The organism is Bacillus sp. SW14 (assembly GCF_047608225.1).
Lineage (GTDB): Bacteria > Bacillota > Bacilli > Bacillales > Bacillaceae > Bacillus > Bacillus subtilis_G.
Genome location: NZ_JBLKRW010000001.1, coordinates 2105573 through 2118796, shown reverse-complemented (window position 1 = coordinate 2118796; position 13224 = coordinate 2105573). Strand labels below are relative to the sequence as shown.

The 13224-nt window shown below is 42.6% G+C and carries 18 protein-coding genes and 2 pseudogenes; 9 read left to right on the top strand and 11 right to left on the bottom strand.

The annotated features are described in order from the left end of the window. Nucleotides 1-84 precede the first annotated feature (84 nt). Nucleotides 85-546 carry an Hsp20/alpha crystallin family protein gene (locus ACMX2I_RS11335; protein WP_289347539.1) on the top strand — a complete coding sequence of 154 codons (462 nt, stop codon included), beginning with the start codon at nt 85-87 and terminating at the stop codon, nt 544-546. Between the two features lie 32 nt (nt 547-578). Here the strand turns inward: ACMX2I_RS11335 and ACMX2I_RS11330 are convergent, their stop codons facing one another. Then, on the bottom strand, nt 579-812 hold the full coding sequence (locus ACMX2I_RS11330; protein ID WP_087990426.1) for a hypothetical protein: 234 nt from the start codon (nt 810-812) through the stop codon (nt 579-581). An 86-nt stretch (nt 813-898) separates the two neighbouring features. Then, nucleotides 899-1109: pseudogene (locus ACMX2I_RS11325) on the bottom strand (gluconate permease); the annotation flags it as partial. A 419-nt stretch (nt 1110-1528) separates the two neighbouring features. Here ACMX2I_RS11325 and ACMX2I_RS11320 point away from each other — a divergent pair. After that, nucleotides 1529-1918: a tautomerase family protein gene (locus ACMX2I_RS11320; RefSeq protein WP_333519490.1), complete on the top strand. Its 390-nt coding sequence runs from the start codon at nt 1529-1531 to the stop codon at nt 1916-1918. A 151-nt stretch (nt 1919-2069) separates the two neighbouring features. Beyond that, nucleotides 2070-2231 carry a hypothetical protein gene (locus tag ACMX2I_RS11315; protein WP_414956980.1) on the top strand — a complete coding sequence of 54 codons (162 nt, stop codon included), beginning with the start codon at nt 2070-2072 and terminating at the stop codon, nt 2229-2231. 185 nt (nt 2232-2416) lie between these two features. On the opposite strand, the gene yodB is transcribed toward ACMX2I_RS11315, so the two are convergent. Further along, nucleotides 2417-2755 carry a transcriptional regulator YodB gene (gene yodB, locus ACMX2I_RS11310; RefSeq protein ID WP_003220087.1) on the bottom strand — a complete coding sequence of 113 codons (339 nt, stop codon included), beginning with the start codon at nt 2753-2755 and terminating at the stop codon, nt 2417-2419. A gap of 129 nt (nt 2756-2884) precedes the next feature. On the opposite strand from yodB, the gene ACMX2I_RS11305 reads away from it, so the two are divergent. Continuing rightward, the gene (locus ACMX2I_RS11305) at nt 2885-3493 is read left to right on the top strand and encodes a nitroreductase family protein (RefSeq protein ID WP_087990428.1); all 609 of its coding nucleotides are present in this window, start codon (nt 2885-2887) and stop codon (nt 3491-3493) included. Nucleotides 3494-3559: 66 nt separating this feature from the next. On the opposite strand, the gene ACMX2I_RS11300 is transcribed toward ACMX2I_RS11305, so the two are convergent. From ACMX2I_RS11300 to ACMX2I_RS11290, 3 genes and pseudogenes are all read right to left on the bottom strand, one after another. After that, nucleotides 3560-4710 (bottom strand): IS3 family transposase gene (locus ACMX2I_RS11300; RefSeq protein ID WP_414956979.1). Its coding sequence is split into 2 segments (ribosomal slippage): nt 3560-4437 and nt 4437-4710, totalling 1152 coding nucleotides; the frame shifts between segments, so codons are not numbered across the junction. A 116-nt stretch (nt 4711-4826) separates the two neighbouring features. Continuing rightward, the gene (locus ACMX2I_RS11295; protein ID WP_414956978.1) at nt 4827-5429 is read right to left on the bottom strand and encodes an alpha/beta hydrolase; all 603 of its coding nucleotides are present in this window, start codon (nt 5427-5429) and stop codon (nt 4827-4829) included. 15 nt (nt 5430-5444) lie between these two features. Further along, nucleotides 5445-5642, bottom strand: a pseudogene (locus ACMX2I_RS11290) (ring-cleaving dioxygenase); the annotation flags it as partial. A gap of 218 nt (nt 5643-5860) precedes the next feature. Between ACMX2I_RS11290 and ACMX2I_RS11285 the strand changes: the two are divergent. After that, on the top strand, nt 5861-6061 hold the full coding sequence (locus ACMX2I_RS11285) for a DUF3311 domain-containing protein (protein ID WP_087990430.1): 201 nt from the start codon (nt 5861-5863) through the stop codon (nt 6059-6061). Further along, nucleotides 6061-7551, top strand: coding sequence for a sodium:solute symporter family protein (locus tag ACMX2I_RS11280; RefSeq protein ID WP_414956977.1), 1491 nt, complete (start codon nt 6061-6063; stop codon nt 7549-7551). The genes ACMX2I_RS11285 and ACMX2I_RS11280 overlap by 1 nt, the downstream gene beginning before the upstream one ends. A gap of 35 nt (nt 7552-7586) precedes the next feature. On the opposite strand, the gene ACMX2I_RS11275 is transcribed toward ACMX2I_RS11280, so the two are convergent. After that, on the bottom strand, nt 7587-8987 hold the full coding sequence (locus ACMX2I_RS11275; protein WP_414956976.1) for a S41 family peptidase: 1401 nt from the start codon (nt 8985-8987) through the stop codon (nt 7587-7589). Between the two features lie 152 nt (nt 8988-9139). Here ACMX2I_RS11275 and ACMX2I_RS11270 point away from each other — a divergent pair, with 152 nt between their 5' ends. Next, nucleotides 9140-9841: a class I SAM-dependent methyltransferase gene (locus ACMX2I_RS11270; RefSeq protein ID WP_087990433.1), complete on the top strand. Its 702-nt coding sequence runs from the start codon at nt 9140-9142 to the stop codon at nt 9839-9841. Nucleotides 9842-9928: 87 nt separating this feature from the next. Continuing rightward, a complete protein-coding gene (locus ACMX2I_RS11265) occupies nt 9929-10183 on the top strand; it encodes a hypothetical protein (RefSeq protein ID WP_087990434.1) in 255 nt (84 codons plus the stop codon). An 82-nt stretch (nt 10184-10265) separates the two neighbouring features. On the opposite strand, the gene ACMX2I_RS11260 is transcribed toward ACMX2I_RS11265, so the two are convergent. Together ACMX2I_RS11260 and deoD are read right to left on the bottom strand one after the other, a co-directional pair. Further along, nucleotides 10266-11087, bottom strand: a complete 822-nt coding sequence (locus ACMX2I_RS11260; RefSeq protein ID WP_414956975.1) for a D-alanyl-D-alanine carboxypeptidase family protein — start codon at nt 11085-11087, stop codon at nt 10266-10268. Nucleotides 11088-11168: 81 nt separating this feature from the next. Next, nucleotides 11169-11870: a purine-nucleoside phosphorylase gene (deoD, locus tag ACMX2I_RS11255; RefSeq protein ID WP_087990436.1), complete on the bottom strand. Its 702-nt coding sequence runs from the start codon at nt 11868-11870 to the stop codon at nt 11169-11171. Nucleotides 11871-12070: 200 nt separating this feature from the next. Between deoD and ACMX2I_RS11250 the strand changes: the two genes are divergently transcribed. Beyond that, complete coding sequence (locus tag ACMX2I_RS11250) at nt 12071-12196, top strand: hypothetical protein (protein ID WP_003218142.1); 126 nt, start codon at nt 12071-12073, stop codon at nt 12194-12196. Between the two features lie 38 nt (nt 12197-12234). On the opposite strand, the gene yodL is transcribed toward ACMX2I_RS11250, so the two are convergent. Further along, nucleotides 12235-12549 carry a shape determination protein YodL gene (yodL, locus tag ACMX2I_RS11245; RefSeq protein ID WP_087990437.1) on the bottom strand — a complete coding sequence of 105 codons (315 nt, stop codon included), beginning with the start codon at nt 12547-12549 and terminating at the stop codon, nt 12235-12237. 60 nt (nt 12550-12609) lie between these two features. Further along, nucleotides 12610-13221, bottom strand: coding sequence for a phosphatase PAP2 family protein (locus tag ACMX2I_RS11240; protein ID WP_414956974.1), 612 nt, complete (start codon nt 13219-13221; stop codon nt 12610-12612). Nucleotides 13222-13224: the final 3 nt, after the last annotated feature.

The window sequence follows — 13224 nt, the reverse complement described above, 5'->3', positions numbered from 1 at the left end:
TTCTTTAGAGCAACTTAGATTATATCACGTGAAAGATCGGGCGGGCATATACTATTTTGTCCGTGAAGAAAGGGTGTGACGACGATGTTTGAGTGGAACAAGTACTTTCCTTTCCACAATCAATTTTCCAAGGAAGCGTTAAAAAAAGCAGATCCAAAAGAAGTTGAAACATATGTAAATCGTGTAATGGAAAGTGTGTTCGGCAGTGATTATGCGGCGCAATTTCCTTTCCGCGATCCTCTCCCCAAAAAAGACCAGCCCGCCAAATCTGACGCTAAACCTGATATCGATCTAATTGAAACAACAGACCATGTGTTTGTAAAGGTGCCAATCAGTGAAAGCCAGCTGGAACAGTTGAAAATTAAACACACTTCTCACGCATTAATGATAGAAAATTTCCCGAATTTGGACCATCCCAAAAAGATAAACCTGCCTTGTTTAGTCAAACGCAAAGGAACAAAAGCCGTCTATAAGGACGGCCTTCTGGAAGTGATGTTTCAGAAGCAGCATGACTACAATATGTCCGAGGTAGAAATCATTCGATAAAAAACGGCCTGCACCGATGCAGGCCGTTTTTGTTAATAGAAACCGGGGTATCCGCCGTATGGCACGCCGGCACCAAAACCGTACGGTGCGCCTCCGTAACCGTAAGGGCCAGGTGGATAAGCATAGGGACGAGGATAGTTAAACAGAGCACTCCCGAGAAAGCCGCCTAATAAACCGCCGACTAAAGGAGCGCCAAACAAGAAAGGACTTCGCGCCGGGTATCCGGCTGGACCTGGATTCCCGCGATAATAGGAATGAGGGTACATGATTTTTCCTCCTTTATGTCTGCCTATATGTAAGATATTCAACAAAGAAGAAAAACGATTGGGCTAAGACCTCAATCTAGGTATTGTTACATCACAAGCTTTGCCAATACACACAGCCAAGCCCTGTTACTGAGAGAACTGTTGTAAGCAGCGGTCAAGCTTGAAATTTCTTTCATGCTCAAACCGAAAAATCCCTTTACCATCCAAAATCCAGCATCATTTACATGACATGCGATGACATCCCGCTCCTGTTTGCAGTGCCATTAATGCCGGGTTTACATAAGCTGCCATTCCCGCTTCAATTGAAAGAACGATTTTATTGATATCCATCCCAAGTCCGATGGCTACTAAAAATAAAACTACAATAAGTGAGACAAACGGATTTCATTTTACTTTAATAATGAGAAATAACAGAATCAGCACTCCGGATAGAAAATGCTTTCAATAATAACTAAAAAATGTCTTGGGTATATGATTATTATCTTTTGGTTAAATGACATATTCAAACTAATCTCCTAATCTATGTTTGTCAATCATACTATGAGTTTTTCTCGATCCCCTTTACCTATCCAAATGATTTTCTAGTTATATATTGATTAACTTTTGGTTATATGTTATGTTTTTTTAAGTTAGCCCAGTCTTAATATCTACTAATTGTCTGGAAGCAAACAATGTGAAAACAGACAGACACAACTTCACATGAGGAGGAAATTCACATGCCATTATTACGTTTTGATTTAATTGAAGGCCGTGATGAAAAAGCATTGCAATTGTTATTAGATACTGCTCACCAAGCGATGGTCGAAGCGTTCGGTGTTCCGGAAAGAGACCGTTATCAAATTGTCCATCAGCATCCGGCAAACGAGCTTATCATCCAGGACACAGGATTAGGATTTCAAAGAAGCAAGGATCTGGTCATTATCAGTATGACAAGCAAAACAAGAACAGAAAGCCAAAAGGAAAAATTGTATGCCCTGCTGGCTGAAAAGCTAGAAGCAGAATGCGGCATTTCCCCAGAAGATTTAATGGTTTCAATTACCGAAAATGGGGACGCCGACTGGAGTTTCGGTCTTGGTGAGGCGCAATTTTTGAATGGAAAACTATAAGATAATGAAAATGGCATAAAGTTTGCACGTAACAACCGGCTGCTCCATAGTAAAAAAGAGAGAGTTTCATCAGATACTCTCTCTTTTCTTCACTCATTTCTTTTTTATAAAAGCGGAAATCACCAAGACGAGGTATAGCGGAGTAATCCTAATGTGGTGGATGGAGCCTGGCTTCCCTTTTTTAAAATCCAGTTTCGATGCCAATGTAATTCCAATGGAAGCTGGCTGGGTTTTAAGCGTAAATATAAAATTCAGGCAGATAGAGTTCCGCTTTACTGATGTGCAAAACGAGATAAAACATCATCCCCATTAATCATAGGTTAGCTGCTAATAACTTTGTCACTCCTATTTTTGTATACCATCATCATATTAACCTTTTGCAAATCTGTAAAAGCTATTCTAACGAATATAAAAAGTCATGTAAACGGCATGAACCGTGAACCACCCCTCATATGACTTTTTCGTTGAACATAGGGTCTTTCCCGGACGTCTCTTTCCTTATTTCTCTTCTTCGCACACTGTTTCACCGGGCTCGCAAAATTGATCGGCCCACGCCTGCATCTCTTGGAATACAGCTTGAAGCGCTGTTCCTTTTTCAGTCAGCGTATAAATGACTTTGACTGGCGTTTCAGGAAGAACCTGCCGTTCGACGATCTCGTTTTGTTCAAGCTCCTTAAGGCGCTCCGCCAGCATTTTTTGGCTGATCATCGGTATTGTTTCCGTTATCTCTTTAAAGCGTTTCGGCCCATCCATTAGCACATGGATGATCAGACCGTTCCATCTTTTTCCCAGCAATGAGAAAGCAGATTCCATTTTAGGGCACATAGTATTTCCCACAAGTCCTCATCCCTTCATCTATTGTTTGACATGTATTCGATGATCCATTACAATAATCTTTCAAGTTACATTTAGTAAGTTTCTAACTTTTCTATTATCATACCACGTTTATCCGAAGGAGGAAACACTATGACGAATACTCTGGATGTTTTAAAAGCACGTGCATCCGTAAAGGAATATGATACAAATGCCCCTATCTCTAAAGAGGAGCTGACTGAGCTATTGGACCTTGCCATAAAAGCGCCTTCAGCTTGGAACCTTCAGCATTGGCATTTTACAGTATTCCACAGCGATGAAGCAAAAGCGGCGCTTCTTCCTGTAGCCTATAATCAAAAACAAATCGTTGAGTCTTCTGCTGTTGTTGCCATTTTAGGCGATTTAAAGGCAAATGAAAACGGTGAAGAAGTATACGCTGAATTGGCAAACCAAGGTTATATTTCAGATGAAATCAAACAAACATTGCTCGGCCAAATTAACGGTGCCTACCAAAACGAGCAATTCGCTCGTGATTCCGCTTTCTTAAATGCTTCTTTAGCCGCTATGCAGCTTATGATTGCCGCAAAAGCAAAAGGTTATGATACTTGCGCAATCGGCGGATTTAACAAAGAGCAGTTCCAAAAGCAATTTGATATCAGTGAGCGCTTTGTTCCGGTTATGCTTATTTCAATCGGCAAAGCAGTAAAACCTGCCCATCAAAGCAACCGCTTGCCGCTTTCAAAAGTATCAACTTGGCTGTAAGGATATGAAAAACCTTAGTCCGAATGGGACTGACCCCCGTTTTTGAGACAGGGATCAAAACACCTTTCAAACAGCCAATTGCCGATAGCTTATCGGTGATTGGCTGTTTAGTTTCGTTTGAATTCGAATATTGTTATAATAATAAATGTATTCTTTGACAGTGCGTTCTACGATGGCGGTCGTGGTTCGATCAATGCTGTTAAGATAGAACGTTTCAGACTTTAGTGAGGAATGAAACGATTCGATGGAGGCATTATCAGCGGGCGTCCCTTTGCGGGACATGCTCATGGTAATGCCTTTTGTTTTAACAGCTTTCTGATACTCGTAAGATGTATACACAGATCCTTGGTCACTATGTAACACGCAGTTCTCAGGCAGTGTTGGCAGCTGATCAAGTGTGTCTAAGACAAAGTCTGTGTCCTGCTTATCTCCAATCGTAAAAGCAACCACTTCTCCATTGTATACATCCAATATACTGGAAAGGTACAATTGTTTCTGTCCATAAGGCAAATATGTGATGTCCGTTACTAGTTTTTCAAGAGGGCGATCAGACTGAAAGTTCCGATCCAATATATTATGGGCTACGGCATATGGCTGCCCGTTTTTCTTGCGTTTCTTCATCTTAACCCTGCACTGCCACTGATTTTTCTGCATGATACGCTGAACCGTTTTATGGTTAATGCACATTTCCTTTTTTAATAGGGCGGTGATTTTTCGATATCCATATCGATACTTGTGCTTTCGGCATACTACGCCAATTTGTTTCTCTAAATGCCGTTTGGGGTGATCTTTCGTCAGATTCTTCTTCCAACGATAATAAGACGCTCGTGAGATACCTAAATGAACACAGATATCCTGCACGGTCATTGTGCTGTGCAATCCTTCTACAAGTTCGACTGACGTTTGGCTATCAACTTCCTTTCCAATTCGTTGTACTTTTTTAAAACTTCATTCTGTTGTCTCAGGTAACGATTCTCTGCCTGCAGTTTCTCTAATTCGGAAGAATACTCCGGACCTTTTCCATAAGTGTATTGCTTACCAACAGGCTGTTCAAATCGATGTGTATCACCAGCCTTATACCATCTGACCCATGTCTTAATCTGCGTATTATTTTTGATATTCAACTCCTGCATGATCTCTTTCATAGGTACGCCTGCCAATCTCATTTCTACAGCCTTCTGTTTCACTTCAAGCGGATAACTCACTCTTGTCCCCATAGAAAAAACACCTCCAAGTCTAATTTCGGATAACAACGATCCGTTTTCAAACTTGAAGGTGTTTTTTATTTGTCTCATTTTATGGGGTCAGTCCCGAATGACGGACTAAGGTTTTTTTATACAATCGCATCTTTGTACCATTCGCGAGCCTGTTCAGCTTCATGCTGCGTCAGCTGATGACCCCCACCCTGCCAGAAAACGGAGGCTGATGCCCCGCTGTCACGTAAATAGCGGTGAAGCTCTTCTGATTCTTCCTTCGTGCAGAGAGGGTCGTATTTCCCGGCACCGATAAAAACAGGGAGTCCCGTCATATCAGGCAGCTCGATACCGCGAATCGGAACCATCGGATGATGGAGAATTGCCCCTTTTAAGACATCTTTATAATGGAAAAGCAGGCTTGCCGCAATATTTGCGCCGTTTGAATAACCGACCGCAATCACTCGGTCGCGATCAAATTGATGCGTTTCTGCAGCCTCGTCGATAAAATCTTTCAATTCTCTTGTCCGCTCCACGAGGTCCTTTTCATCAAAGACACCTTCACTCAGACGTTTGAAAAATCGCGGCATTCCATTTTCAAGCACAGATCCTCTGACACCAAGCAAATGGGCATGAGGGTCTATAAACCGTCCCAATGAAAGCAGATCATGCTCATTTCCGCCGGTGCCATGCAGCAGCAGCAGTACGTTGTCAGATGTCCCTTTTTCATAAATATGCTTCATCGTAAATTCCCCCTTTTAAAGTTCAGGCAACATGTCTGTTATCTGTTGTCTATGTTTCTTCAGCCATTCAGGCAGTTTTAATGAGGTCCCCAGCTCAACAAACGTTTCATCTGTCATAAAACCCGGTTCATCTGTGGCGATTTCAAATAAGATACCGCTTTTCTTCCTGAAATAAACGGATGTAAAGTATTCTCTGTCAAGGATTTGTGACGAATGCTGTGACGTGATGCAATCCTTCTGTTTTCATTTTCCCACTTCTATTTATCTCGATTTCGAGATATTTATCATTTTAAACCTTTATTAAGCAGGATGCAAACGATGTGTTTTGATTAAATAATTCAAAAAAATCATTTTTTTCTAATAATTTTCTTGTGATCTTTTCTTACAACTGCTATTATAGTGAGAATTATCATGTTTCAGGAGGAAAGTAAATGGTTAAAAAAGCACTTATTGTTATTCTCATTCTTTTGCCATTCGTTCAGCTTGCGCTATTGCCGCTTGTGAATCGAATTGAACCGATTATGTTCGGCCTTCCGTTTTTCCACCTTTGGCTGCTATTGTGGATTATCATTACGCCGTTATGCTCGTTTGGCATTTACCAGATGCAAAAAAAAGATGGAGGGCTTGAATAATGCAAGGGAATCTCACTGCACTTCTCATTACAGCTGTTATCGTTTTAACCGTTGTCTGTATCGGATTTCTCGCCGGAAGAGACAAATCCTCACGCGCCTCGGTGGAAGAATGGTCTGTCGGAGGCAGACGCTTCGGCGGCCTTCTCGTCTGGTTTTTAGTAGGCGCTGACCTTTATACGGCATATACTTTCTTAGGGTTAACCAGTACGGCATTTACGGGCGGAAGTATTGCGTTTTTCGCCATTCCTTATTCTGTTTTGGCCTACTTTATCGCCTACTTCTTCCTGCCGAAACTTTGGAAAGTTGCGAAAACTCATAAATTAACAACACTGGCGGATTACGCCCGGGAACGGTTTGACAGTAAGCTTTTGGCAAGCCTTGTTGCCATTGTCGGTGTGCTCATGCTTATTCCGTACATATGCCTTCAGCTGAGCGGCATTCAAGATACGCTTCAGGTTGCTGGCACCGGATTTATTAACGTAAAATTCGTTGTGATCATCTCATTTATTCTTGTTGCTCTTTACACATTCTTCAGCGGGATTAAAGGGCCTACATTTACAGCCATCATTAAAGACATTCTAGTGTGGGTCATTATGCTGTTTATGGTAGTGTCTCTCCCTCTCATTCATTTCAACGGCTGGACGCCGATGATTGACACGTTAGTGAAGGAAGCGCCGCAAATGCTGACGATACCGGCAGAAGGGCCAAAAGGCATTCCTTGGTTTATCACAGCGTCTATTGTTTCCGCCCTGGCACTTTTTATGTGGGCACATGCAGCAACAGGTGTTTTTACAGCGAAAAGCGCCGATGCAGTAAGAAAAAACAGCATGTTTTTGCCGCTTTATAATATTGTGTTAATTTTGGTCATTTTTCTTGGCTTTATCGCCTTCCTTGTCCTGCCGGAAGATACAGATCCAAGACTGGCGCTCCTGCATTTGATTCAAACATCTTACGGCGGGGTGGCACAAGGTTTTGCATATGCCACTATTGCTCTTGCTTCATTGATTCCTTGTTCCATCATGGCAATCGGGGCATCAAATTTATTTGCCAATAACCTATATCGGGATTTGATTCATCCGAATGTGTCCCAAAGCAAGCTGACCCTTGTCACACGTTCAATGGTGTTTGTTGTTATCGGCCTTGCACTTCTGTTTGGAATGCTGTTCCCGACTGCCCTAGTGACACTCCAGCTGTTAGGCGTATCCGGCATGGTGCAAATCTTCCCGGCGATTGCTGTCAGTCTATTCTGGAAACAACAAACGAAAGAAGCGACGGTTATCGGATTATTAGCCGGTCTTGCGGTAACGTTTATTGTGTATACCACTCAATCTGCACATGGCATTTATGAAGGATTCTGGGGATTAGCAGCCAATATCATCGCTGTGGTGATTCTCAATCCGCTGTTCGCCAAAAAGGCAGGGTCCAATCCTGTTATTGAGGGGTTATTTGGTAAAAAACAAGCGCCTAATCCAAATCAGAGGGGCGCATAAAAAACCCCCTGCGCGGCAGCCGCGCAGGGGGTTTTTTACATTTCTTTTTTCAGAGTTTCAATTGCTTTCTCCATTTGCGTATCATTATTTGACAGCTTCTTTTGAAGTTCTGTCATTAATTTCGTTGTTGTATCGCCAGTCAATACGCCTGTTTCTTTTAGCTTCTCTTTTTGCTGGAACTGTTTGACGACAGATACAAAATCCTGATCATACGTACTGTTAACCTTTACCTTGTAGCCAAGTGCTTTGAACATTTGCTGAGCCACTTTGACGTTTGTGCCTGAATCACCGGATTTATACGTTTTATCCGCGTCCAAATACGGGAGCTTCGCGTAATCAGGCAGCTCTGCTTTCATCTGGGGCTTGACCCCCTTTTTGTGAATCCATTCACCGTCAGCAGTCAGCCATTTGGCGACTGTCAGTTTGACGGTAGAGCCATCATCATATTCTTTTGCTGTCTGTACCGTGCCTTTGCCAAAGGTCGTTTCCCCGATTAACGGTATGCCTGACGATTCATGAAGGGCAGCGGCCATAATTTCCGCGGCGCTGGCTGTGCCGTCATTTATTAAAACGACGGTAGGCTTGGTCACTGTTCGTTCTTTTTCGGCCTTCATCACTTCTTTAGAACCGTTTTTATATTGAACCTGCATGATGTTTTTTCCTTTATCAATGAACAGGTTGCTCATTGTAATCGCCTGCTCCATTAAACCGCCCGGGTTGCCCCTCAAGTCTAAAATAAAGCCTTTGGCGCCTTTTTTCTCTAAACTATCAATGGCATTTGTCAGCTCTTTAGCAGTTGTTTCAGAGAAAGAAGTAATTTGGATTTCGCCGATTTTGTTGTCTTTCATCTCGGAATAGACGGTCTCTACAGGAATGGTATCGCGCTTAATGGAAAGATCGATATGTCCGACTCCCGCTCTATTCAGCTCAAGCTTCACTTTTGTGCCCTTTTTTCCACGGATTAAAGCGACGGCTTCATTTACATTCATGCCTTTGACGCTTTTTCCGTTCACCTTAAGGATTTGGTCCTTCGGTTTGATTCCGGCTTTTTCAGCAGGTGAACCTTTAATTGGCGACACAATAAGGATTTCACCGTCTTTCTCCTCTACTTGTGCTCCGATCCCTTCAAAGGATGCAGAAATTGTTTCGTCGAATGATTTTGCTTCCTCTTGATCCATATATGTGGAATACGGATCATCCAGAGATTCAATCATTCCTTTAATTGCTCCGTCTACTAATTTTTCATCATCTGTCTTTTGGTAGTAATCACTTTTGATTTGCTCATACGCTTTATTTAACTTGTCGAACTGGCTGTCTCCCGCGCTAATTGATTTCTGGCCCAGGATACTGGAATTGCCCGTAATAAATAAAGTAAGCGCCGAAGCGACAACCGCAGTGATCAGCACAATAAAAAACAGTTTAAATTGCCGTTTCAATTAAACACCACCTTTTTCTTCTTACATTATTATCATGGACGAATTCTTATTCGTCAACTCGGAGCAAAAATGAAAGAGAAACGCCCTTCTTTCGCTTTTCATAAACCTATGTCTTTATACGACATATGATAAAGAAAAAGGAGGATTCGAGATTGAGCCGATATTTAGAAATGCTGTCCTTATTCGGTGTCGCAGGAGCTCATCCAGGCGGGCTGGCTTTTTCAAAAGCGGTCTTGCAAAAAGCTGCGCCCTCCCCCGATCAGCCGATTCTTGATGCCGGATGCGGAACAGGACAAACAGCGGCTTATTTAGGACATTTGCTGTATCCTGTAACAGTTGTTGATAAAGACCCTATCATGCTTGAGAAAGCGAAAAAAAGATTTGCAAATGAAGGGCTTGCCATCCCTTCATATCAGGCGGAGTTGGAACACCTCCCGTTTTCTTCCGAGTCCTTTTCATGCGTTTTGTCAGAGTCAGTCCTCAGTTTTTCCCATCTGTCATCCTCTCTTCAGGAGATTTCAAGAGTATTGAAGCCCGGCGGGATGCTGATTGGTATTGAAGCAGCTTTAAAAAAACCGATGCCACCTGCAGAAAAAAAGCGAATGATGGATTTCTACGGTTTTACTGACTTACATGAAGAAGCCAAGTGGCATAAACTCCTAAGGAGTTATGGCTTTCAAAAAACGGAAGCGATGTCACTTCTTCCCGACGACATGGAATTTGAACCAACCACTGAAATGGATTTATCGCAAACGATTGCTCCCATCTATTACGATACGCTTCAAACACATTATGAACTTATGCAGATCTATAGTGAGTACATGGGTCATTGTATCTTTATCGCGTATAAGTAAAACGGCGTATCACCCCCTGTTTTCGTCCAACCTTTTTATCCTATCTATCATATGCTGATAGAAAGTCAGTATAGGAGGGAAACAATATTGGAGAGATATTACCATCTTTGCAGAAACCATCAAGGTAAAGACGTCAGAATTACAGAGAGAGGCGGGAGAGTTCACGTCGGCAGAATTACCCGTGTAACAAGAGACAGAGTTTATATCGCTCCTCCTGTCGGTGCAGGGCCTAGAGGTTTCGGTTACGGCTATTGGGGCGGCTATTGGGGATACGGAGCAGCTTACGGTATTTCCCTCGGTTTAATTACAGGAGTGGCTCTGGCTGGTTTATTCTTCTGGTAAGCATAGAATCATTGTCTGACCAAATGCTAGATTCACTAGACACAATGAAGCCCGCTTACCAATTGTAAGCGGGCTTTCTCTTTTAGATTTTCTTCACTTTTTCAAAGTACTCTTCCAGCGTTAAATCATTGTCGTGGATGTCCTTTGCGGCCTTTTTGCCTACATAACGCAGATGCCATGGCTCATATTCATATTTTGTGATATCTTCTTTATTTTTAGGATAGCGAATGATAAAACCATATTTATAAGCATTGTCTTGCACCCATTTTCCGTCGGACGTGCTTCCGAACGCTTCATTTATCTGAAAGCCATTACTCCGGCTCGAGATGTCCATCGCCAGGCCTGTTTGGTGCTCGCTTTCACCCGGGTAAGCGACCGCTTCTCTTGCCTTCTTTTCCCCTTTTAGGTTTACTTCATTGTTAAAAATGACTTTCTGTCTGTCATACGCACGGTACCCCGAGACAGCTACCAGTTCATAGCCTTCCTTTTTCGCAGCATCGAACATCGTTTTTAATGCGTCGGCCGCTTCCTTTCTGATGTAACGTTTTTGAATCTTTTCTTCAAAAGAAAACTCTACATCAGGTATAACAAGATCGCTAGGTTCATAGTTTTCAGGCAATGCGTATTGTTTATTGACAAGCGCGAGGATGTTTTCTGGATTTTGAATGGTTTCCAAACCGTCTACTTGTTTAATATCATTGAAATATTTGCTTTCCAATGAAAACTCACTGTCCTGAGTGTTTGCTTTTTTGCTGTCAGCTGTTTTTTGTTCTGTTTGCTTCGTTTCTGCTGTGGTTTTCGTATCCTTTTGAGCATCTCCGTTCGATATGCTGCAGCCGGCTCCGACGATTGCCGTTACACTCAGAGCGGCAGCCAGTGAGAACCATTTACCGGACTTTTTCATTTACATTACCTTCCTTTTATTAATCGTTTCCGCATTCATAAAGAAGAGGCTGCCGGCACCCAGCACGCCTCTTGATTTATTTTACTGTGATACGGAATGTAAAGCCACTTCTATCATATCATGAAATGTGGTTTGACGCTCTTCCGCTGTCGTTTCTTCTCCTGTTAATACGTGATCACTCACGGTGAGAATTGACAGCGCTTTTCTTCCGTGCTTCGCTGCTAATGTATACAATGCAGTCGTTTCCATCTCTACGCCCAGCACACCGTATTTTGCAAGCTTTTCGATTTGCGAATCGTCGTTGTAGAACTGGTCAGCTGTAAATACGCTTCCTACACTCACCGGCACGCCTTTATCCTTTGCGGCATCATAAGCCTTTTTTAAAAGTTCGAAATCGGCGCAAGGCGCATAATCGATGCTTCCGAAAGCGACTCTGTTCATTTGTGAATCAGTGGAGGAGGTCATAGCCAAAATGACGTCCCGCACTTTGACATCTTTACGGATAGCGCCGCAAGAACCTACTCTTATTAGATTTTGCACATCGTAGCTTTGCATTAATTCATTCACATAAATTGAAATAGACGGAACGCCCATTCCCGTTCCCTGCACGGAGATTTTTTTGCCTTTATATGTACCTGTAAATCCATACATGCCTCTGACTTCATTGTAGCATTCTACATTTTCAAGATACGTTTCAGCAATAAATTTTGCTCTGAGAGGATCTCCCGGCAAAAGCACTGTATCCGCAATCTGTCCTTTTTCAGCACCTATATGTACACTCATCTCATATCCTCCTAAATCTAAATTATCATCCAGTCCGTTCATTTTACAACGAATGTCATGATGAAACAAACTTCAGCATTGATTATAAAGGAATATGGCGCAAAAAGAAATGTTCCGAGGCCGTTTGGGCACTTCCGGAGAAAAACGGGATAATCGAGGTGTTTATTTGAAAACCTAACCGCAGGAAGGAGGGATGAGACATGGGTAAAAAACAGCGCAATCGGATCACCGGCCAAAAAAAGAACAATCACATACCTGCAAAAGATGTCATTGCAGCTGAAGAGGCGCACGGGAAAGAGTATTCCGCTGCCAAACGCAAGCCTTAAACTGCAGAAAACTGCGGGTTTCCGCAGTTTTCTTTTTGTTATGTCGTCTGCACAATCAGACGATTGATTTTCCTCCATCCGGCGGGAAGCAGTTTGTAATATGTTTTCCCTTTTCTGCCTTCATCAATCAGAATCACGTCTCCTGTGGCCACAAATCTCGCGTCATAATCACTTGGAACGGTGTCAAATACATTAAACAAAGAGAATGCTCTTTTCAGCACGTCTTGATGATCGCTCCCGTTCAGTTCAGTTCGATAGACGGCTCTGTAGCCCTTTTTTTCGCCAAACCGGGGTGTTTGAAATATTGTCACGTCATAGGAACAAGACTTCTTTTTGAACACGGATAACATCATCAAGATCCCCTCCCTTTTATTTCTTTAACATATTGGCGTTTTTGCCCGGTTTTCCTTTCTCTATTTTTGTCGAAACCGCTTAATCTTTTCGTCAAAACCTTTTACTAGGAAAAACAGAAGCAGGCCGAGACTAAAGCCTCCTAACACGTCAGAGACAAAATGCACCCCCAGATAGACTCTGCTTATGCCGACCAAAACAGTGATCACGACTGCTATGGTATATACCATTTTTTTATGTTTGGACAAAAACGGGAGGTGCTTCACTAAAAAATAGGCAATGACAGGATAAACATAGGCAGCATTCATGGAGTGGCCGCTCGGAAAGCTGAAGGATGATTCATGAACCAGCGGTGCAAAATCAGGCCTCACTCGTTCAATCCATTCTTTTATGACTTTATTTAACAGCCGATCTGCACCGAATACCAAGAACATCAATAGGCCGTCCCATGTTTTTCTGTAAAAAAACAGGCCCGCTCCAATGATCAGGATAAGAGGGAGGAGAAAAGAAGAAGCACCAAGGTGCGTGATCCCTGTCATGACCTCATTAAGCCATGGCTGGCGGATCAAAATAGCCGCCCTGCTTATCGCTTCATCCGCAGATTGAACAGCATTTGTATGAATGGCCGCAGCTAAAAAAAGAAAAATAAGAAACAAGCTAACAGGCTTGTACAACAT

Bases quoted from the DNA above. Each gene is read 5' to 3' on its own strand.
- yodL (WP_087990437.1), bottom strand. From the start codon at position 12,549: ATGATGTTATCCGTGTTCAAAAAGAAGTCTTGTTCCTATGACGTGACA.
- ACMX2I_RS11320 (WP_333519490.1), top strand. From the start codon at position 1,529: ATGCCATTATTACGTTTTGATTTAATTGAAGGCCGTGATGAAAAAGCA.
- ACMX2I_RS11315 (WP_414956980.1), top strand. From the start codon at position 2,070: ATGTGGTGGATGGAGCCTGGCTTCCCTTTTTTAAAATCCAGTTTCGAT.
- ACMX2I_RS11295 (WP_414956978.1), bottom strand. From the start codon at position 5,429: ATGAAGCATATTTATGAAAAAGGGACATCTGACAACGTACTGCTGCTG.
- ACMX2I_RS11285 (WP_087990430.1), top strand. From the start codon at position 5,861: ATGGTTAAAAAAGCACTTATTGTTATTCTCATTCTTTTGCCATTCGTT.
- ACMX2I_RS11305 (WP_087990428.1), top strand. From the start codon at position 2,885: ATGACGAATACTCTGGATGTTTTAAAAGCACGTGCATCCGTAAAGGAA.
- ACMX2I_RS11280 (WP_414956977.1), top strand. From the start codon at position 6,061: ATGCAAGGGAATCTCACTGCACTTCTCATTACAGCTGTTATCGTTTTA.
- ACMX2I_RS11335 (WP_289347539.1), top strand. From the start codon at position 85: ATGTTTGAGTGGAACAAGTACTTTCCTTTCCACAATCAATTTTCCAAG.
- deoD (WP_087990436.1), bottom strand. From the start codon at position 11,870: ATGAGTGTACATATAGGTGCTGAAAAAGGACAGATTGCGGATACAGTG.
- ACMX2I_RS11330 (WP_087990426.1), bottom strand. From the start codon at position 812: ATGTACCCTCATTCCTATTATCGCGGGAATCCAGGTCCAGCCGGATAC.
- ACMX2I_RS11260 (WP_414956975.1), bottom strand. From the start codon at position 11,087: ATGAAAAAGTCCGGTAAATGGTTCTCACTGGCTGCCGCTCTGAGTGTA.
- ACMX2I_RS11250 (WP_003218142.1), top strand. From the start codon at position 12,071: ATGGGTAAAAAACAGCGCAATCGGATCACCGGCCAAAAAAAGAACAAT.